Source organism: Clostridium sp. AM33-3 (genome assembly GCF_003480315.1).
GTDB lineage: Bacteria > Bacillota > Clostridia > Lachnospirales > Lachnospiraceae > Brotaphodocola.
Window position 1 is genome coordinate 1 of record NZ_QUIV01000038.1, and the last position, 21,217, is coordinate 21,217.

The 21,217-nt window shown below is 47.8% G+C and carries 17 protein-coding genes, 1 tRNA gene, 2 pseudogenes and 1 other annotated feature; of the genes and pseudogenes, 1 reads left to right on the forward strand and 19 read right to left on the reverse strand.

Annotated elements, in window-relative coordinates; all coding sequences use genetic code 11:
- Positions 1-76: 76 nt before the first annotated feature.
- The 4 genes and pseudogenes from DW819_RS14880 to DW819_RS14895 form a co-directional block, all read right to left on the reverse strand.
- Positions 77-2,011, reverse strand: a complete 1,935-nt coding sequence (locus DW819_RS14880) for a diguanylate cyclase (protein WP_118733910.1) — start codon at positions 2,009-2,011, stop codon at positions 77-79.
- Between the two features lie 273 nt (positions 2,012-2,284).
- Positions 2,285-2,674: pseudogene (trpA, locus tag DW819_RS14885) on the reverse strand (tryptophan synthase subunit alpha); the annotation flags it as partial.
- A 35-nt stretch (positions 2,675-2,709) separates the two neighbouring features.
- A pseudogene (locus tag DW819_RS14890) lies at positions 2,710-3,054 on the reverse strand (pyridoxal-phosphate dependent enzyme); the annotation flags it as partial.
- 70 nt (positions 3,055-3,124) lie between these two features.
- Positions 3,125-3,467: a binding site (T-box leader), on the reverse strand.
- Between the two features lie 46 nt (positions 3,468-3,513).
- The gene (locus DW819_RS14895; protein ID WP_118733911.1) at positions 3,514-4,701 is read right to left on the reverse strand and encodes an MFS transporter; all 1,188 of its coding nucleotides are present in this window, start codon (positions 4,699-4,701) and stop codon (positions 3,514-3,516) included.
- Between the two features lie 165 nt (positions 4,702-4,866).
- Here DW819_RS14895 and DW819_RS14900 point away from each other — a divergent pair, with 165 nt between their 5' ends.
- Positions 4,867-5,757 (forward strand): helix-turn-helix domain-containing protein, encoded by an 891-nt coding sequence (locus DW819_RS14900; RefSeq protein ID WP_118733912.1) that lies wholly within the window; start codon positions 4,867-4,869, stop codon positions 5,755-5,757.
- Between the two features lie 3 nt (positions 5,758-5,760).
- Here the strand turns inward: DW819_RS14900 and fsa are convergent, their stop codons facing one another.
- From fsa to DW819_RS14975, 15 genes are all read right to left on the reverse strand, one after another.
- Positions 5,761-6,414, reverse strand: a complete 654-nt coding sequence (fsa, locus tag DW819_RS14905) for a fructose-6-phosphate aldolase (RefSeq protein WP_118733913.1) — start codon at positions 6,412-6,414, stop codon at positions 5,761-5,763.
- A 126-nt stretch (positions 6,415-6,540) separates the two neighbouring features.
- Positions 6,541-7,236: an L-ribulose-5-phosphate 4-epimerase gene (locus tag DW819_RS14910; protein WP_118733914.1), complete on the reverse strand. Its 696-nt coding sequence runs from the start codon at positions 7,234-7,236 to the stop codon at positions 6,541-6,543.
- A gap of 24 nt (positions 7,237-7,260) precedes the next feature.
- The gene (locus DW819_RS14915) at positions 7,261-8,874 is read right to left on the reverse strand and encodes an FGGY-family carbohydrate kinase (protein WP_118733915.1); all 1,614 of its coding nucleotides are present in this window, start codon (positions 8,872-8,874) and stop codon (positions 7,261-7,263) included.
- A 241-nt stretch (positions 8,875-9,115) separates the two neighbouring features.
- Positions 9,116-10,129 carry a sugar ABC transporter permease YjfF gene (locus DW819_RS14920; RefSeq protein ID WP_118733916.1) on the reverse strand — a complete coding sequence of 338 codons (1,014 nt, stop codon included), beginning with the start codon at positions 10,127-10,129 and terminating at the stop codon, positions 9,116-9,118.
- Between the two features lie 3 nt (positions 10,130-10,132).
- Positions 10,133-11,191: an ABC transporter permease gene (locus tag DW819_RS14925; RefSeq protein ID WP_118733917.1), complete on the reverse strand. Its 1,059-nt coding sequence runs from the start codon at positions 11,189-11,191 to the stop codon at positions 10,133-10,135.
- A 2-nt stretch (positions 11,192-11,193) separates the two neighbouring features.
- Positions 11,194-12,708, reverse strand: a complete 1,515-nt coding sequence (locus DW819_RS14930; RefSeq protein WP_118733918.1) for a sugar ABC transporter ATP-binding protein — start codon at positions 12,706-12,708, stop codon at positions 11,194-11,196.
- Between the two features lie 112 nt (positions 12,709-12,820).
- Positions 12,821-13,891: an ABC transporter substrate-binding protein gene (locus tag DW819_RS14935; protein ID WP_118733919.1), complete on the reverse strand. Its 1,071-nt coding sequence runs from the start codon at positions 13,889-13,891 to the stop codon at positions 12,821-12,823.
- A gap of 176 nt (positions 13,892-14,067) precedes the next feature.
- Complete coding sequence (locus tag DW819_RS14940) at positions 14,068-15,627, reverse strand: sensor histidine kinase (RefSeq protein ID WP_118733920.1); 1,560 nt, start codon at positions 15,625-15,627, stop codon at positions 14,068-14,070.
- 13 nt (positions 15,628-15,640) lie between these two features.
- Entirely contained in the window at positions 15,641-16,756 is a 1,116-nt protein-coding gene (locus DW819_RS14945; protein ID WP_118733921.1) for a response regulator, read from the reverse strand.
- A gap of 173 nt (positions 16,757-16,929) precedes the next feature.
- Positions 16,930-17,964: an NrtA/SsuA/CpmA family ABC transporter substrate-binding protein gene (locus DW819_RS14950; protein ID WP_118733922.1), complete on the reverse strand. Its 1,035-nt coding sequence runs from the start codon at positions 17,962-17,964 to the stop codon at positions 16,930-16,932.
- 15 nt (positions 17,965-17,979) lie between these two features.
- Entirely contained in the window at positions 17,980-18,696 is a 717-nt protein-coding gene (locus DW819_RS14955; RefSeq protein WP_118733923.1) for an ABC transporter ATP-binding protein, read from the reverse strand.
- A complete protein-coding gene (locus DW819_RS14960) occupies positions 18,683-19,495 on the reverse strand; it encodes an ABC transporter permease (protein ID WP_118733924.1) in 813 nt (270 codons plus the stop codon). Before DW819_RS14960 ends, DW819_RS14955 begins: the two co-directional genes overlap by 14 nt.
- Positions 19,492-20,190, reverse strand: coding sequence for a hypothetical protein (locus DW819_RS14965; RefSeq protein ID WP_243025903.1), 699 nt, complete (start codon positions 20,188-20,190; stop codon positions 19,492-19,494). Before DW819_RS14965 ends, DW819_RS14960 begins: the two co-directional genes overlap by 4 nt.
- Positions 20,191-20,311: 121 nt before the next feature.
- Positions 20,312-20,791 (reverse strand): nitrilase-related carbon-nitrogen hydrolase, encoded by a 480-nt coding sequence (locus DW819_RS14970; RefSeq protein WP_118733925.1) that lies wholly within the window; start codon positions 20,789-20,791, stop codon positions 20,312-20,314.
- Between the two features lie 88 nt (positions 20,792-20,879).
- A tRNA-Glu gene (locus tag DW819_RS14975) sits at positions 20,880-20,951 on the reverse strand.
- Positions 20,952-21,217: the final 266 nt, after the last annotated feature.

The window sequence follows — 21,217 nt, forward strand, 5'->3', positions numbered from 1 at the left end:
TCTTGCGTTTCAGACGCTTTCATCTCGGCAATTGAATAACCGAGGATTCTCGCTTATTACCCTAAAATAATAAAACTTACTGAATCTCCAGCATTTTCTGTTTGATCTTCGGCTCTATCTCCATAAAGCATTCGATGAGGATCGGGTTAAAGATTCCGCATTCACCGCTGAGTATCATCTCTATCGCGCGTTCATGCGTATAACCTTTTTTATAGGATCGCTCACTGATGAGAGCATCATAAACATCGGCAAGGGATACAATCTGGGCGGAAATCGGGATCTCATCTCCCACCAGTCCGTCCGGGTACCCGCTGCCATCGTAGCGCTCATGATGCCAGCGGCAGATCTGATAGGCAACGTCGATCAGCGGTTCCTCTTTATAGCGCTCCATCTTGCTCAGCATGGAGGCACCGATCAGCGTATGTTTTTTCATCTCATTAAATTCTTCTACGGTCAGTCTTCCCGGCTTGTTCAGGATTTTTTCGTCAATCCCAATCTTTCCGATATCATGAAACGATGATGCAATGGAGATTCTCTGACACAGCTCCGGCGTCAGGCGGTACCTGTCCGTCTTTTTCAGGATTTCCTCCAGAAGCATCTCCGTCAGCACTTTGATATGAAGCACATGCAGACCGCTCTCACCGTTTCTGAATTCCACAATCTGGCTTAAGATTTCTACCATCATCTGGTTATTCTTTTCCTTTTCATGGATCTGGTCAGACACCAGTGCAGTCAGACGGCGCTGCTTTGCGTACAGCTTTATGGTGTTAAATACCCGCTGGCGGACCACATGATTATCAAATGGTCTGCTGATATAGTCCGCTACTCCAAGCTGGAACGCCCGACGGATACAGGCGTCAGATTCCTCACTGGAAATCATGATAACCGGAATATCTTCAATCCACCGGTTCCGGTTCATGTACGTCAGTACCTCGAAGCCATCCATGACCGGCATGACAATATCAAGAAGAACCGCTGAAATTGCTTTTCCGTATTGCATTAAAAGCTCCAGACACACCCTTCCGTTCTCAGCTACAATGATGTCAAAATCATCCTCCAGCATGGTGATCAGGATTTCCCGGTTCATCTCAGAATCATCTACTACAAGAATTTTCTGTTTACGGACATCTCCGCCGTTCTGATTCAGCCCGTTCTCTCCCGGTCCCACCACAACCATATTCTTGTTGTTCTTTGCCTGATACATGAAATGATCCGCTCTGGCAACTGCAGCTTCAATTTTTTCATTCTGGCAAATGGTGCCGCCTACGCTGATGGAAATCTGCAGCTTCGTGTACCCCGGGATATTGGCCTCATGTACTCGCCGCTTAATCGTCTGAAGCTTTTTATGAAAAACTTCCTCCGTGACATCCGGCATCACAAGCAGAAATTCATCACCGCCAAACCGGACCAGACAGTCTGATCTGCGCGTATTCTTCCGGATCACATCTGCAACCGTATGCAGAGCCATATCGCCTGCGTTATGCCCGCATGTATCATTATAGAGCTTAAAGTCGTCCAGATCGATCAGGGCAATTCCGGCAGTCCACTCAAGCGCTTTCATCTCATCCTCATAATAGCGGCGGTTATAGGCGTCCGTAATGACATCCTTATAAAGTTTATCATCATAATGAACAAACAGATCCACAAGCTTTTCATGGTTCATCTGACCAAACGACCATTCATGGTCCAGACGGCGGATAAGCTCCATCACATATTCTTTTCCGCCAATCTTAACATAACGGGCAATCAGCTGGTAAAGGCTGCTGTCAAAGACCTCCAGCTTTCCGCGTTCCGTTCTGCTGATGGCTGCATTTGCAACTACGCAGTTCTGACACTGCTGTTCCATCTCCGGGAAATTGCAGCCCCCGCACGTATCCAGATATTCTCTGCAGGACTCCCGGATATGGTCTGAATCTTCAGCCGGGAACAGCCGTACTGCATGAAACACCTTTTTGAAATTTTCTATTTCTTTTTCGGCCTGTCTGACCGTCATCTTTTCGTCTGCTGCCATATATGCTTCGCTTTCCTGTTTGCCGGATCTGTTTCCGTTATTTTCCTAATCTGCGTTTCATAATATATCTATGATAGCATTTTGTATGGAAAATAACAACTCGATAATCCATCATATTCCGTCACAAGCTGACAAATTGTAACTGCTCACAGGTAGGAATTTTCTGAACTGAAAATTGTATTGCCGCTCACACATTACGCATAACGCTTATCCCCGATGAACCGCCTCGCACATATCCTTCACATAAGCCTTGATCTGCTCCGGCGCATCCGCCTCATACTCCTTTTTTTCCTCGAACAGCACATCCGGCAGGATCAGACCATCCATACCTGTCTCCGCTGCCTTTTTCACAAAACGCTCCGTTCCATAGGAGTAAACTACATTTGCGTAAGTCATGAACACCATCGGAATCTGTGTATTTTTCCGGATTTTCACAACCATATCAAATATTTTATCGGTGGTGACACCGCCGGATAATGCACGGATGTTTGCCTCCTGGATCACCGGTCCTTCCGCAGTCGGATCAGAAAACGGAATGCCAAGCTCAATTAAGTCTGCACCAGCCTCTTCCATGGCATATACAATCTTTTCCGTTACCTCTAAGGACGGATCTCCACAGGTGATGAACGGGATAAATGCTTTTCCTTTTTCAAAGGCCTCCACAGCCTCTTCATCGGTAATGGCTACTACATACCGGGCACACCATGCTGTCCGGCTCCGGTCTCGGCAATCACTCTGGTCTTCCCCATTTTCTTTGCCAGAAGCATCTGGCCGATGACATTGTTGATCTTGTGGACACCGGTGTGGTTCAGATCCTCACGCTTTAAGTAGATTTTTGCTCCACCCAGATCCTTTGTCATGCGCTCCGCATAGTAAAGGCGGGACGGTCTGCCTGCATATTCATTGAGCATCATCGTCAGTTCCCGGTTAAATTCCGGATCGTCCTTATAACGGTTGTATGCTTCTTCCAGTTCGATTACTGCATTCATCAGAGTTTCCGGAATGTACTGACCGCCATGAATTCCAAATCTGCCTTTGCTCATCGTGTTTCCTCCTCATAGTTGAATTTTCTCGAAAGAAAATGAAAAATCCCGGCATAACGTTTTCACGCCATGCCGGGACGAATGTGATCGTGGTGCCACCCGATTTTTACAGCCAGTGCCATCTTCCCTCGTGTCTGCTCTTTGCTCTCCGAAATCTGTCGGTTAAACAAAAAGCAGATACTCCACATCGGAATATCTGCCACCAATCTGTCTCATATCCAGGTACGGAAAACGGTAACTCCTGTTTTCGATACCCGTATCCATTAACGCTGGAACACGGCCTCAGCTACTTGCAAAGCGTTCGCCTGGCGTCTCACAAACCCATTCCAAAAGAAGCTTCATACTACCTTCCACCAACCGGCAGCTCTCTGTGATGTCACCTCAGATGTACTCTCTTTGATCATCGACTTTCGAATGTTTATTTGACTGATTTTAAATTAGCACAGAGCAAAAAATCTGTCAACTGCTAATTTTATCTTTTTTTGTTTCAAACTTTGCTCCGGTCAAAAGCAAAACCGGAAAAATCAAAGCTGCCAGAATTCCTGCCTTTAAATTTCCCTTGCACATTCCAGATACCATTCCAACCAGAGTCGGGCCTCCCGAGCAGCCGATATCTCCGCCTAAAGCCAGAAGCGCAAACAAAGCAGTTCCTCCTGCCGGCAGCGCCTTTGATGCTCTGGAAAAGGTTCCGGGCCACAAGATTCCAACAGACAGACCGCACAGAGCGCATCCAGCCAGACTTAAAACCGGAACCGGCATAAATACCAGGCACAGATAGGATAAGATACACAGAACGCTGCTAACAGCCATGAAACGATCCAGATTTATTTTTTCTCCATAGTTTCCATAAAAAGCGCGGGAAGCTCCCATCAGGAAAGCAAATGCCATGGGGCCCGCCAGGTCTCCTGCTGTTTTGGATATTCCAAGTCCTTTTTCCGCAAACAGAGAATCCCACTGGCTGACAGACTGCTCACTGGCACCCGCGCAGATCATCATCACAAATAAAAGCCAGAAGGTACGGTTTTGAAAAAGCGTTACTATGGTCATTCCCTCTTCTCCTTCCGGAAGTACCGGCGCAATGGGAACTCTGGTAAAGATCAGGGCGTTCAGAATGGGGATCACAGCCCATAAAACCGCCAGAAGTTTCCAGTTTTCAATCCCTGCAAGTTTGAAAAAAATGCTTGAGAAAAGTACCACACCAACATGTCCCCAGCAATAAAAGGAATGCAGCATACTCATGGCCTTTTCTTTGTGTGTGGAGGGACAGGCCTCCACAACAGGGCTTACCAGCACCTCCAGAAGTCCGCCTCCCACAGCGTAAACAATGACCGAAATTAGGATTCCGGCAAATGGGTGTCCCATCCGGTCTGGCAATACCGTCAGGCAGATCAGGCCCAGGGCTGACAAAATATGGGCCAGGACCATGGAGGCCCGATACCCCATCCGGTCTACAAAAGCAACAGAAAGCAGATCTGTCAGAAGCTGAATTCCAAAATTAAACGTCACCAGCAGAGTAATCTGCTGCAGCGGAATGTGATACGTACGCTGAAAGGTCAGAAATAAAAGCGGCGCAAAGTTATTTACAATGGCCTGGACAATATAGCCGGTAAAGCAGGCCCGCATGGTGCTGTCATAAGAATATTTCATATTCCGTTTCTCCTTTTCCTGTTCTATATTGGATTATATCGTAATATTAAAAATATTCATTGGATAAAATCATATATTTATTGTATAATATCACATAACAAATGTATGTAAGCCAGTAAGTTAATGAACGCATCCATAATCAATGCCCTATGGAAGGAGCCATTTATGATATCTTCATGTAAAACAGTAATCCAGACAGACGAATCCTTCCGTGAAACCAGCCTGCACGGAAATCCAAGGTATCCTTTTGCCTTCTATCTCGAAGATATTTGGGATTTTGACTTTCACCGGATGGACTGGCACTGGCATCAGGAACTTGAGTTTCTTGTGGTTCAGGAAGGCACCGTTCACTGTTCAGTCGGAATCCGACAATTTGATCTTGAACAGGGATATGGCCTGTTTATCAATCGCAGTATTCTTCACCGGTTTGAAGCAGACAATCATGCCATTATCCCCAACATTGTGTTTTCTCCTGTTTTTCTCGCCGCCGAGCAGACTGGGATTTATCAGGATTTCATTCACCCTCTTGTAAATGCCGCAATTCCTTTTCAGATATTTTCTCCGGAAGTTTCATGGCAAAAGAATATACTGGACAATCTGGATTCTGTTTTTGAACTTCAGAAACAGCCGTCTTCATCCAGGCTTCTGACCATTAGCCTTCTTTTTCATTTATGGAATACTCTGTTTGAACATTTACAGGATATATCCGGAACTTCTGTCAGACGCACAGACATGGCCCAGACAAAACTGCAGCTTATGATGCAGTACATACAGGATCGCTTTCGTGATCCCCTCTCCCTGGACGAGATAGCCGCGTCAGCTTCCGTAAGCAAAAGCAGAGCACTTCAGATTTTTCAGGACCATATTCAGTTTTCTCCCATTGCCTATCTGATCTCCTACCGGCTGCAGCGCGCGGCTTTTCTGCTCTCAGAAACAGAAAAACCCATTTCCTCCATTGCGGAAGAAACAGGTTTTTCTGATTCCGGTTATTTTTGCCGGACATGGAAAAAGCATTACGGCATGACGCCGAAGGAATATCGGAATACACACCGGTAAACTTTACTCTCCAAATACAGCCTTGTAGTCTGCCTGGAATTTTGCAATACCCTGATCGGTCAGCGGGTGCTTGGTCATCTGCTCTAATACCTTGTACGGTACGGTTGCGATGTCAGCGCCAGCCTTTGCGCAGTCGATGACATGGATCGGGTTGCGGATGCTTGCTGCGATGATCTCGGTCTCAATATCGTGCATCATGAAGATCTCGGTGATCTCGTTGATCAGGTCGATACCCGGCATGGAGATGTCATCCAGTCTTCCCAGGAACGGGGACACGTAGGTTGCGCCTGCTCTTGCAGCCAGCAGAGCCTGTGCTGCGGAGAAGATCAGGGTTACGTTGGTCTTGATGCCTTCTGCGTGGAGAACCTTAACAGCCTTTAAGCCCTCTACGGTCATCGGGATCTTTACAACCATATTCGGATGGATGGCTGCAATCTCACGGCCCTCTTTGATCATGCCCTCTGCATCGGTGGTGGTAGCCTTTACCTCACCGCTGATCGGTCCGTCTACGATGGAAGCAATCTCTGCGATAACCTGATTAAAGTCACGGCCCTCTTTTGCGATCAGGGACGGGTTGGTGGTAACGCCACAAATAATGCCCATATCGTTTGCTTTGCGGATCTCATCAACATTTGCGGTATCTACGAAAAATTTCATGATTTAAAATTCCCCCTTGGATTAATTATTCTATGGAAATTGTAAGCCCTGTCCACATATTTTGCAAACAGATTTCACTTTTTCGATCAATTTTGTCACAGTTCATACGTACTGCAACGGATTTTGTTACTTCTTCTGTCCGTAATACGCGTTCGGACCATGCTTTCTTAAGAAATGCTTGTCCTGCATGCACTGCGGTGTGCGGTTGTCCGCATTCGGATTAATGAGCTCGGTCATGAAATTCATCTTGGCGATCTCTTCCAGAACCACTGCATTGTGAACGGCTTCTGCAGCGCTCTTGCCCCAGGTGAACGGACCATGGTTCTTGCAGAGAACAGCAGGAACATACATCGGATTTCTGTCCTTAAAAGTCTCTACGATGACAAGACCGGTGTTCTTCTCATAGCCTTCCTCGATCTCCTCTGCGGTTAAGTTTCTTGCGCATGGAATCTCGCCGTAGAAATAGTCAGCATGTGTAGTCCCGTAGCATGGAAGCCCTCTTCCTGCCTGTGCCCATGCGGTTGCATGTGGGGAATGGGTATGAACGATACCGCCAATCTCCGGGAATGCTTTATAAAGCTCTACATGAGTCGGAGTATCGGAGGACGGGTTCATGGTTCCCTCTACCCGGTTTCCGTTTAAATCCATAACAACCATATCTTCCGGTTTCAGCAGATCATAATCTACACCGCTCGGTTTGATCACGAATAAACCGCTCTCCCTGTCGATTCCGCTGACATTTCCCCAGGTGTAGGTAATAAGACCGCGCTTCGGCAGCTCCATATTTGCTTCATATACCTGCTGTTTTAATGCTTCCAGCATAACTGTTTCCTCCCTGATCTGATTTTATTTTTCCGGCATGGTCTCCACTGCTGACCGCTCAATCGGAAGACCTGCGTGATAGCGTACCATAAACTCGTCAAAGCCCTTCACATCCTCTGCATCCGGCTCCATAACTGTTCCGTGCTGACCGCCGAATACCTTCTTCTCCAGGTAAGCATCCAGGCTCTCACCTTCCGCCTTCCATACACGGTAAGCGGCAAGAAGTGCTGCGCCCCATGCACCGCCCTCGCCTGCGGTCTCCATAACCTCCACCGGAACTCCGGCTGCGGCTGCCATGATCTTCTGGCCTACGCCTTTGGTCTTAAACAGACCGCCATGACCAAGCAGGACATCCAGCTTTACCTGTTCATCACGGAACAGGATATCCAGACCAGTCTTTAACGCGCCAAGGGAGGTATACAAATGGGTTCTCATAAAGTTAGCCAGGTTGAATTTGTCGTCCGGACGGCGTACGAACAGCGGGCGTCCCTCTTCAAAACCGGTGATGTGTTCGCCGGAGAAGTAATTGTATGCCAGCAGGCCGCCACAGTCCTTGTCTCCCTCCAATGCCTTATTGTAAAGGACACCGAACAGGCGGTTCATGTCAACCTCCATGCCCATGCTCTCCATAAACTCTCTGAACAGACCGACCCATGCGTTTAAGTCGGAGGTACAGTTGTTGCAGTGTACCATGCCCACCAGATCTCCGGCCGGGGTAGTCACCAGATCGATCTCCGGATGTACCTTCTTTAACTCTTTCTCCAGAACTACCATGGCAAATACGCTGGTACCTGCGGATACGTTGCCGGTGCGGACCTTTACACTGTTGGTGGCAGTCATGCCGGTTCCTGCGTCGCCCTCCGGCGGACACATCGGGATGCCTGCTTCCAGGTTGCCGCTCACATCCAGGAGTTTTGCGCCCTCTGCTGTTAATCTGCCTGCGTCCTCTCCTGCTACCAGAGCCTTCGGCAGGATGTCACGCAGCTTCCAGGAGTAACCCTTGTCTGCAACCAGCGCATCGAACTTCTCTACCATCTTCTGATCGAAGTCATGAGCATGGATGTCTACCGGGAACATACCTGCCACATCACCAATGCCAAGCACCTTCTGGCCGGTGAGTTTCCAGTGTACATAACCCTCCAGAGTGATCATGTAATCAATATCCGGTACATGAGCTTCCCCATTTAAAATTGCCTGATACAGATGCGCAATGCTCCAGCGCTGCGGGATCGGGTACGCAAACAGCTCCGTCAGTTTTTCGGATGCCTCTGCGGTGATGGTATTTCTCCAGGTGCGGAACGGAACCAGAAGTTCTCCTGCCTTGTCAAATACCATGTAACCGTGCATCATGGCACTGATGCCAATACCGCCAACTGCATGTAAGGTCTCACCGTACTGGTTTTTCACATCCGCTGCCAGCTTTGCATATGCGTCCTGGATACCAGTCCAGATATCTTCCAATGTATAAGTCCATATGCCATCCGTCAGGCGGTTTTCCCAGTCATGGTCACCGGATGCGATCGGTGTATGGTCCTCTCCCACTAAAACAGCTTTGATACGGGTGGAGCCGAACTCGATACCGAGGGCAGTCTTCTTTTCCCGGATCCACTGTGCGATGGTTTCTTTGTTTGCACTCATGCGTATGATCCTCCTTGCAATTCTGTTATTCTATGTTCAGTTTACTACATTATCACAAAACTGTCTCGTATTTTTCCTCTGTTTTTTGTATTCCTCTCACAATGTTGTATTTTATTTCCGTAATAAGCAAAATCCTGTCATCTTTTTCTGACAGGATTTTGTCTGTTTTTGCTAATTTTAACCTGGAATCCCGCCGATTATCTCAGTCATATTTCCGAAATCCAAGTACAAGTTTTGGGAGTTATTTTTTCTTTTTCATCATAGCCAGTACAGACTGGAGTACGATAAAGAAGCAAAGCAATGCTGCGATCGTGATTCTGGTCCACCAGGATGACAGAGTTCCCTGGAATGTAATAAATGCCTCGATCGTTGCTTTGATCAGAACACCAAACAGCGTTCCGAAGACATTGCCGACACCTCCGGTCAGCAGTGTTCCACCGATGACAGAAGAGGCAATTGCATCCATCTCAAAGCCTTTCGCCTGTTCTACGAATCCTCCCAGCGTATTTAAACAGAACAGAATGCTTCCGATTCCGCAGAGGAAGCCATCCAGCACGTATGCTTTCAGTTTCACACGGCGTACATTCAGTCCCATCATAAGCGCAGACTGCTCATTACCGCCGATAGCGTAGATGCTACGGCCGAACTTTGTAAATTTCAGCATGATAAAGGCTAAAACAAGAAGGATCAGCGCGATCACAACCGTCGGATAGATATACGGATAAATCATGACACCCTTTTTATTCAGATATCCGCCAAACGGAAAATAGAGCTTCAGCTTCGCCCATGCCATGAAGGTCTCATTGGTGATGCTGATCATGTCCTTGGAGATGATTGCCGTCATACCTCTGGCAAAGAACATACCGGCCAGCGTTACGATAAACGGCTGGATATCCATATAAGCAACCAGAAAGCCCTGTACCAGGCCAAACACAATTCCGGTCACCAGAACGATCAGAACTGCCGGAACTGCACCGATGCCGCCTTTTTCCATCATCCATGCCAACATCATACAGCCCATTGCCACAAACGAACCAACACTGATATCAATACCGCCGGTGATCATAACGATCGTCATGCCGATACCGATCACGATCAGGCCGGCATTGGAAATAAACAGATTTAAAAAGTTCTGCGTCTTGGCAAAGCCCTGTGCATTAAAAACAACACAGCCGATTGCGTACATGACAAAGAACAGCACGATCGTGACCAGAAGCAGAAATGAATTCTGATTTAATTTCTTCTTTTCTTTCATGATTTATGCCGCCTCCTTTCCAGCCGTGCTCTGTTCTTTTTTCTGAACAAATGCTTTTCTCCATCTTGCAAAGCCCGGAGACTGCAGTGCTACGATGATGACTACAACAATTGCCTTATATACCGGAACCTGATCCGATGAGACATGCATCGCGTAGAGGGTGGTCGTCAGTGCCTGGATCGTAAATGCACCGATGACTGAACCGGCCAGAGAGAATTTTCCGCCGCCGAGAGAGTTTCCGCCGATCGCTACCGCCAGAATCGCATCCAGCTCCATATTCAGACCGATATTGTTTGCATCTGCGGAATAGATACGGCTTGAAGCGATCAGTCCGGAAAGACCGGAACAAAGGCCTAAATACGCATAGGTCAGGAAAATGATCATCACCGATTTGATACCGACCAGCTGAGATGCCCGCTTATTGATACCAACCGACTGGATATACATGCCCAGTGCTGTCTTTTTCAGCAGGAGGGAGGTCAGCGCCACCACGATGACCGCCACAATAAACGGCGTCGGTACCGGGAATCCCGGAAGGGAAGCGCCGAGCGTACGATAGCTGTCTACACGCACGTAGGTGATCTGTCCATCTGTAATCAGCTGCGCGATACCGCGTCCGGCTGTAAACATGATCAGCGTTGCTACCATGGGCTGGATATTTAATTTTGCCACCAGAAAACCATTAAAGCAGCCGATTGCCGCACCGACTAACAGAGCCGCCAGAAAGCCGAGGAGCAGAGGATTTGCATAAGCCGTTGCCGCACGCTCCCCGCCGGTTAAGATATTGCAGCAGACTGCTGCACTGACCGCCATGATCGCTCCGACAGAAATATCGGTTCCTGCTGAGGAAGATACGACCAGCGTCATGCCAACTGCCAGGATCACCAGCTCTGATGCACGGTTGATGATATCGATCAGATATCCGTAAAGAACACCATTTCGGATTTCAATCGCAAAAAAGTTCGGTGTCGTGATGATATTTACCAGCAATACCAGCGCAAGGCAGAAAATCGGAAGAAAGAGCCGCTGCGAGGTAATTTTCTTAAACGTCATATTTTTCATAGTTACTGTCCTCCTGCAATGGTTGACATGATGGTGGACTGATTCATCTCGTCATTGGAAAGCTCTCCGACCTTTGTTCCGTCACGCATGACAACCATGCGATCGCAGGTGCGGAGCATCTCCTCAATTTCCGAAGAAATAAATACAACCGCCATGCCCTGTTCCGCCAGCTTGACCACCAGCTTCTGGATCTCCGTCTTCGTGCCGACGTCAATACCACGGGTCGGCTCGTCGAGGATCAGGAAATCCGGATTTGTCAGAAGCCATCGTCCGATGATTACCTTCTGCTGATTACCGCCGGACAGCGATTTGATCGGTGTCTCGCGGGAGGCTGTCTTGATCTGGAGCATCTCGATGTACTTATCCGTAAATTCTTCCTGCTGTTTCCGGCTTAAAAGGTGAAAGATACCGCGTTTTGCCTGAAGTGCCATGATCAGGTTTTCACGAACAGACAAATCTGCGATAATGCCCTCATTTTTACGATCCTCCGGCAGATATGCCATGCCTGCATTCATCGACATGAGCGGATGACGGGCTGTAAGCGTTTTTCCGTTTACTTTCAGCTCGCCTTCATCCGGTTTTTCCGCTCCATACAGGACACGTACGGTTTCGGAACGGCCGGATCCGAGAAGACCGGTAAAGCCAACGACCTCTCCCTTATGAATAACAAGATCAAAGGGTTTGATGTAACCCTTCTTTCCAAGTCCGACTGCCTTGATAACGACATCGTCATCACCATGCTTTTCTTCTGACCTGGAATTCTTGATCGCAGCCAGATCATCAAAATCTTTTCCCATCATCTTTGCCACCAGCTGGACTCTCGGAAGCTCTGCCGTTGTAAACTGGCCAACCAGCTGTCCGTTTCTCAGTACCGTGATCTTGTCACAGACTGCATAAACCTGTTCCAGGAAATGCGTAACAAAAATGATGCCGACACCTTCTGCTTTCAGGCGACGCATCAGAGTAAACAGCTTTTCTACTTCTCCGTCATCCAGAGAAGAAGTCGGCTCATCCAGAATCAATACCTTCGCAGACATATCCACTGCACGTGCGATCGCTACCATCTGCTGGATCGCGATCGAATAATTATCGATCGTCTGTGTTACATCTGCATGTATGTCAAGGTCCTGCAGCAGTTTGCCGGCCTTTTTATTCATCGTTTTCCAGTCAATCAATCCGCCTTTTCGCGGTTCACGTCCGATAAACAGATTCTCTGCCACAGTCAGATTCGGACAAAGATTGACCTCCTGATACACTGTACTGATGCCCCGGTTCTGTGCTTCCTGCGGACTGCGGTTCACAATTGCATGGTCGCAGCCATCGATCAGGATCTCTCCTGTCTCAAATTCCTCTACCCCCGTCAACACCTTGATCAGGGTAGATTTTCCAGCTCCGTTTTCCCCCATCAGGGCATGGATCTCGCCTTTTTTTAAGGTAAAATCCACATTCTGCAGAGCTTTTACACCCGGGAATGTCTTATAAATATGCCTCATCTCAAGAACGGAATCCTTTTCCATAAAAGCTTTGCCTCCTTATCTGAAAAAAGAGGCGCGGGGAAGGAAACCTAAGCCTCCGGCCCCGCGCCTCCTAAAAGCGATTGCCTGTCCGATTATTTTCGATTATTTGCAATTAGTACGCTCTTGTCTTTAAGATTTCTTCCAGATCCATGCTGGTATCGAAGTATGCTTCATCTACGTACTGGATCTTCTCAACTTCTTCGCCCTTCTCCAGCTTCTGGATGATCTCAGCTACACGCGGACCATGAAGCGGGTTGCACTCGAAGGTTGCGTTTAAATCACCTGCAATCATGGATTCAAATGCTGCCTTTACAGAGTCAAAGCTTACAACGATGATGTCGCCCTCCGGACCACAGGTCTTGCCTGCTGCCTTGATCGCATCGATCGCACCAAATGCTTCGTTATCATTCTCACAGATTACTACATCGATATCATCATAGCTCTTTAAGAAGGACTCCATAACTTCCTGTCCTTTTGCCTGAGTAAACTCACCGGACTGTCTGTCAAGCATCTTCCAGTTGGAATGCTCTTTCAGCTTGTTGTCCATGCCCTCAGTACGGCCAACCTGCGCAGATGCACCGATGGTACCCTGAATGGTAACCATATTGATTTCTTCGTCGCTGCGTCCCTGCTTCTCTAAATAATCAGCCAGCCAGTCACCACAGGTTTCACCTTCTTTTACAAAGTTTCCGCCAACCCATGCCTCATACAGGCTGTCATCGGAAAGCTGCATCTGACGGTCAGAAAGAATAACCGGGATACCAGCCTCTTTTGCCTCTTCCAGAACAGTCTCCCAGCCTGTTTCAACTACCGGAGCAACTACGATGTAGTCAACACCCTGCTGGATGAAGGAACGGATAGCCTTGATCTGATTCTCCTGTTTCTGCTGCGCATCATCAAAGATCAGCTTATAGCCATTTTCTTCGGTAAAGGTGGATTTGAAGGATTCGGTGTTCGCGGTTCTCCAGTCAGACTCAGCACCAACCTGTGCATAACCAACCGTGATCAGTTCGCCGTCTGCTGCCTCTTTTTTCTCTTCTGCAGCAGCTGCAGTAGTTTCTGCTGCCTCTGCCTTGGTCTCTGCCGGAGCTGCTGTCGTTTTGTCAGCCGGATTGCTTGTACATGCAGTTACAGACAAAGCCATTGCGGTTGCTAAAGCTGCGGACATTAATTTTTTTCTCATACTGTTTCCTCCTTTAAGAACCAATCGATTTATTTTGTAAGCCCATTATACTAAATGCTCCGTCATTTTCATACGGAGCATCTTTGGAAAAAGGTATGTTATTTTTTACCATTTCAGATTCTTTTTTGTAGCTGTCAAAACCACTGCGGCACAAAATACATTTTTTTATGATAATGTTATGAATTCTTTCGATTTCCAAGGTAAATCTTAAAGCAGGTACCGATATTTTTTTCTGATTCCACTAATATTTCTGCCTGATCTCCATAGTAGATCCGCACTCGCTGCGCAACATTGTGCAGTCCGAATCCGCCATTTCCGATCGGCTGCAGTTCCTCTCCCGGTTCCAGTCTGAGTTTTTTTCTTACTGCCGCAAGCTCGGTCTCATCCATGCCGATCCCGTTATCCTCAATCTCAAAAACCAGCCCGTTGCGGTCCTCGTAGCCGCGAATCAGGATACAGCCGCCGCCCCGCTTATTTTTAATGCCATGATAAAGAGCATTTTCCACGAGCGGCTGCAAGAGCATCTTCAAGACAATCCTCTGCCGGATCGAAGGTTCAATTTCGATCGAATAATCGAGGATATCCTCATAACGGATTTTCTGGATTTTTAAATAGCTTCGGATATGAGACTCTTCTTCCTCTATCGTAACAAATTCCCGTCCTCCTGAAAGAACCGTCCGGAAGAAATCGCTCAGATCGGTTGTCATCTCGACCACCTGACGATTGTTTCCGCCTTCCGCCATCCAGACAATGGAATCCAGCGTGTTATAGAGAAAATGCGGACTGATCTGCTCCTGAAGGAGCCGCAGCTCCAGCTCACGCAGATTTTTCTGCTCCTGTCTTGTCTTATCCAGAAGACGACGGATACGGTCACTCATCTGATTGAAGGCCTGCGCCAGAACACTGATCTCCTCCAGACCTCCTGTCCGGGCCCGCGCATCCAGATTTCCGCTGCCGAGCTGTTCAGCAGTCTGTCTCAGTTCCCGTAATGGATCTGTGATCGATCTTGTGATTGCCGCGGAACAGCAGCTTCCGACGATCAGTACCATTGCCAGAAGGGCCAGATATCCCTGCATCCGGTCCGCCATTTTCAGCTTCAGTTCATTCTGCAGATGCTCCATATTGATGGTCTCATAATAGATATACTGCGTAATGTATTCCTGGATCATGGAACAAAGTCCCTGGATATCATTCTCCCAGATACTGACATTTTCATCGTATTTTCCGCCTTCAGCGGAATTCGCGATCATTTTATCCACAGCCCGCTCCAGCGAATCCAGACACGACAGGATGCCGCGGATCTTAATATCACAGTCTGACCCTGCTTCCCGGTCGATCGTTTTTTCAAAGGCCTGTCTTGCCGACGCAATCAGGCTATGTGGATTTTTGACAACAGTCGCATACTTGGTCGTTCCCTCCACAATATCTCCGTTTTCAAACTGCCCGGCATCGATCAGACCGATCATAACCCGATACATCGAATATTCCATATCCTCTTTAAAAGACAGATTATAATTATTCGCGATCTTCAGATTTTCCATAATCCCATCATAAGCACCGGAATACGATTCGAACATATTCTGTATTCCCAGTACCATGCCGGTAAGCGGGATCGCAATGACAAACAGGAGAAAAATCAGCCGTGCGCGTAAAGACAGGACCGCATGTTTTCGATTGATCTGTTCCGGTCTGAGCGTTCGGATCTCATTTTGTTCTGTATATTCTTTTTTATCCATATTCCCCTCAGTTTTATTCCTGACGAAGCTGACTGGCCTTATAATCCTTTGGTGACTGGCCCATAGCTTTTTTAAAGGCGGCACTGAAATAATGAGCATCATTGTAGCCGACCTGCTCTCCGATCTCCGATGTACGGTAAGATGTACACTTAAGGAGCTCACATGCACGCTCCATGCGCACCTGGGTCAGATATTCCACAAAATTCTGCCCGGTTTCCTGCTTAAAGATCGAGCTGAAATAGCTTGGACTGACTCCGATATGTGCAGCGATCTGGTTCAGAGAAAGGTCGCTCTGGTTAAAATGCTCACGTATAAAATTCTTTGCATCCCGGATCACACTTCCGTAACGATCCTGTGAAACACTGTCTCTCGCCTGCAGTGCAATCCGGAATTCTTCCTTGAGATACTCCTTTGTCATTTCGACATTTCCTATTACCTTCGGAACCATCTGAATGTTGACAGCCTGCTCCGGAATATCGGACAGCTCTGCCTTAATTCTTTTTAAGAATTCCTGTATACAATAGAAAATATCCATAGTCATATACTGCCGCAAAAGCAGGGACTGGTAATTATGTTCTCCGATCGCTGCGAAATACTCCTCCACAAATGCATCACATTCATCGACAGAACCAAGCTTGAGAAAATCACTGACAAGCTTTCTGTCTACGCCCTTATAGTCTGTCTGATCCAAAAACTCTGTGTACTTTTCATAACTGACAAAATAGCGTTCCAGAAGTCTGGACTTTTCCTGCTCCTCCAAAATTGCGTCGGCGGCCTTACGGAGGGCCTCGATCAGACCGGCGGAAGTAACCGGCTTTAACAGATAATCATTGATCCCAATCTTGATTGCTTCTTTCGCATATTCAAATTCATTGTAGCCGCTGAGGATAATGATCTTTGTCGCAGGAAGTGCTTTTTTCACCAGCCTGCTCAGCTGCAGCCCATCCATAAACGGCATTTTAATATCCGTTACCAAAATATCCGGCTTTGTTTTCATGATCAGCGGGTATGCATATTCCCCATCCCCTGCTTCACCGACAAATTCAAAACCATTGGCATTCCAGTCTATATGATCCCGAATCCCACGCCGGATGATTGCCTCATCTTCTACCAGAAATACTTTTACCATATCGTTATCCCCCCCGGATCCGCCTCTCATAAAGAACTTTAATCTATATTTATTAATATTAACCCATTCTGTCCAAAACCGCAAGAAAGTTTCACAATCAAGAAAGGGCAGGCTTACCATAGTCTCTCCCCTATGGCAGCCTGCCTTTCTTTTCATTTTAGCACTTCAATGATTTACTGGATAAATAATGTATTGACATCCAGGGGCTCATCAATCATGCCGGACTCCAGCATAAAATCTGCGGTTTTCTGGAAGCCTTCCTTGTCATCGTCGCTGATGTCCAGGGAGAAATCGTAGTAGCCGTACATCTCTTTGACAGCTTCCTCATCCAGATCCAGTTCCTTGGCCACGATACTTATGGTCTCATCCGGATTCTCTTTCATGAAGTCTGCAATCTCCTGCTGGGATTTCTCCAGCTGCGCGATAACTTCCGGATGCTCATCATAGAATTTCTGTGTGGTTGCTACTGCAATGATGGCATTGATAAGGCCCTCCCCATCGCTCACCTTGTGGCAGCCCTGCTTCTCTGCGTTGTAAGCAGCTGCGCCTGCCAGTAAAGCTACATCTACGCTGCCGCCGTCCAGACCGGCTTTTGCGTCCGGAATGCTCATATTCACGTAATTGACATCATCCAGGGTCATATCCGCCTGTGCCAGGTAAGATACTAACAGCTCATGCAGGTTGGTTCCGGTCGGACCTGCAATGGTCTTGCCCTTTAAGCTTTCCGGGCTGTTTAAGGTATCATCCTTAGAATACATGCAGAATGCCTTCGGAGAACGGCTGTACATATTTAATACCTTGATATCCGCGCCGTTTGCTGCAGACAGGATCACGGAGGTTGCGCCAACTGCGTACAGAACCTGCACATCGCCAGATGCCAGCGCCTGAGTCTGGTCTGCTCCGGAAGTCAGCTCCGCGTAATCTGTGGTAATGCCCATCTCTCCGAAGTCCTTTGCAAAGATACCCTGATTCTTCTCGATGATGGTCGGTACATTCAACGGGGAGGTAACGTAGGTAAATACCAGCTTGTTCAGATCCGATTTTGCTGTCTCACTCTCCTCTGCGGTAGTTTCTTCTACAGTGGTCTCCTCTGCCACGCTCTCAGCGGCAGTGCTCTCTGCCTCAGTCTCTTTTTGGGAGCTGCCGCATCCGGTCAGGGATGATACGGTCATGCATGCCGCAAGACCCAGTGCGATCCATTTTCTCATAATTGTGTTCCTCCTCTAGTTCATAAAATTTAAGTTGTTTATAATATCCCGTTTCAGGGAAATAAAACCGTCATTCAGGAGATTTCGCTCCTCTGCCGGTGTCTCCACCGGGTAAACTTTCTTCACCAGTCCTTTTTCAATGACTACGATCCGGTCTCCCAGAATCAATGCCTCATCAATGCTGTGGGTTACAAACAGGATGTTGCTGTGTTTTACCTTCTGCACCCGAAGAAGCTCTTTCTGCATCTGTTCCCTGGTGAAATAATCAAGAGCCGCAAATGGCTCATCCATCATGATAAAGTCCGGCTCGTAGGCCAGTGCCCTGGCAATGGCCGTCCGCTGCTTCATACCGCCGGAAAGCTGGGACGGATAGGCTTTCTCAAAGCCGGAAAGTCCCACGGTCCCGATCAGAGCCTGAATCTTTTCTTTATCCTGCTCCGCTTTTTTCAGGCCAAACACCACATTGTCCCAGACCGTCAGCCATGGCATCAGCCGAGGCTCTTGAAACACAAAGGCCGTCTTGTGATTTCCTTCCCACAGAACTTCTCCGGAGTCAGCCGCCTCCAGGCCGCCAGTCAGCCGCAGAAGCGTAGTCTTGCCGCAGCCGCTCTGCCCCAGAATTACCGTGATCTGCCCCTGCGGAATATCCAGATCAATGCCATTTAAAACCGGTACATTCCGGTCTTCCACCTGATAGGATTTCCGTATATTTTTCAGTTTAATTCCAGCCATTTTCTCCGGATCCTTTCAAAAAGATACTGATGAGCGCACCGAAGATCCGGTCCGTCACATAACCCACAACCCCAATCACCAGAATGCCCACAATAACCTTATCCGTGCGGGACATCTGCTGTGCGAAGAGGATCATATGACCCAGTCCTGTGGATGCTGCCACCATCTCCGCACCGATAATGGCGCGCCAGCTGTAACCAAGTCCAATGCGCATGCCCACCAGAATATCTGCCATGGCGTAGGGAAGCACAATACGAAAAAACTTTTGTCGCTCGGAATATTCAAACACAGTACCGACCTCCAGAAGCTTCTTGTCACAGCTGGTAAAGCCCTTTACAATATTTAAATACATCGGAAAGAACGAAGCCAGTACAATAATGACTGTCTTGGTAGTCTCCCCAATACCGCACCACAAAATCAGAAGCGGAATCATGCTGAGAGGCGGCACGTTGCGGAAAAACTGGACTGCATGTTCATAGTAACCGGAGATTCCCGGAAACAGTGCCCGGAACATGCCAAGCACAAAGGCCAGCACAAAGGCAATAGCAAAGCCCTTCAGAACACGCAGGAAGCTGATGCCGATATCCCGTGCCAGTTCCCCACTCTGCAGCATTTTCAAAAAGCTGCGGAAAACCTTTTCCGGCGGCGGAAGAACATAGGCACTTAAAATTTCAGTCTTGCAGACCAGATACCAGATGACAAATACAATAACCACACCGGCCAAGGGCTGCGACCAGGATTTAATTGCTTTGTATGCTGAGGAGGCACCTGCAGTGTTTTTGCTGATTTTTTTGTTCATCGTACTCCATCTCCCATGTGACAGCCCTTCGGGCAGTAAAGAAGTTCCAGAAGCAACGGCTTGCGCCCCGCATCTGCTATCACTGCTCCTATATTCTGACTTCCTGCTGTTCCAGACATCATCCTGTCTTCCGATTCACCTTCCGATGTCCTGCTTCGCTCCTCCAGATAATCCTCAATGTCTTCCCGACCGCTCAAACTCACCACCGGCACAGAAAGTCCCGTAAAAAATCCCGGCGGGATCGGACTGGCCTCCGGTGCCGGCTCCAACGATTCTCCGAGTTCTGAAAAAAAATCCTTCCAGCTCACAAAACGGGTATGCGGCAATTCCAGCGCATTTCCCTGTTCTGCCAGGATCCGGCAGGGTGTAGTGATGATCTTCTCTCCATCTGCCAGGTCCGCCCGTGCGCTGAGTTCTCTGGCACAGTGGATCAGGATTGGCTCGATATCCGCCACCTGAATGAAAAGATTTCTTTCCTCATTGTATCGTTCTATCAGATTCACAGCCTCCGGACACCTGGCATCTGCCACCGTTCCATCTGCATGTTCCATCAGCTCCGCATACTGCTTCAGCACAATGCCGCTCCAGTCTTCCTGACAGCGCACCTGGGTAAGCTGGTGTTCTGTTAAAATCCTTTTTAAATTCTGTTCCGATACCATACGTTCTGATACCGGGTTGATCCATAAATATGTCAAATGATTCTCTCCTCGCCTTCGAGTGTTGATTAGCCATTGCTAACCATCAATGAATAGAATACCAAACGTGTAGGCTTTTGTCAAATTAATTTCACCGCCAAACCACGAAATACATTTTTTCCTATCTCCTTTTCACTTCGTAGATATCTGCTCTGCGGTTCTTCAGTACCGGTACTTTCTGACGGATCTTATCCTCATAATCCAGGTCAATGTCTGTATAGAACATACCAGCCTCGTCTCTTGCCTTTGCAATTATGGTTCCCCACGGGTCAATGACCATGCTGTGTCCGTATGCGAGGAATTCATGCTTCTGACCAATCTGATCTGCTGCCACAATGTAGCAGGCATTTTCAATGGCACGGGTCCTGAGGATGCACTCCCAATGCTCCTTGCCTGTTGCCATGGTAAAGCTGGCCGGTGTAAAGATCACCTGTGCCCCCTCCAGTGTCATGATACGGTAAAGCTCCGGAAAACTGATGAGCTTCGCGCCATTTGCTGCCGCTTCATCGATACACTGACAGGCATACTTTACATTCGCACCTTTGTCGTTGCGGGAATCCATCTGTACTACCGCAATCCTGTATTTACGCAGATTTTCCATGGCATATCTCCTTATAAGAAAAATGAAAAATAATTTATCTTGGCATATTTATATACAAAAAATCCAGACATTGCTGTCTGGATCAATATGACCTCGCCGGGAATCGAACCCGGGTTTACGCCGTGAGAGGGCGTCGTCTTAACCGCTTGACCACGAGGCCTTATTAAATTTTATGGGCATGTACCCTCAAAACCACATATTGAATTTCATCCGTTTTTCTTCGTTTTCGCGGTTATTCATAGGTCTTCGACCTATTTCATAACATTAGCTTCGCCAATGTTTCGTCCAATCCATCCAAGTCCTTATGGAAGTAAACTTCCAACGGCCTTCTCTGTCTTGTCCGAACCGCTCCCTAAACCATATTGGATAAGCCCTCGACCTATTAGTGACAGTCAGCTGCACATGTTACCATGCTTCCACCTCTGC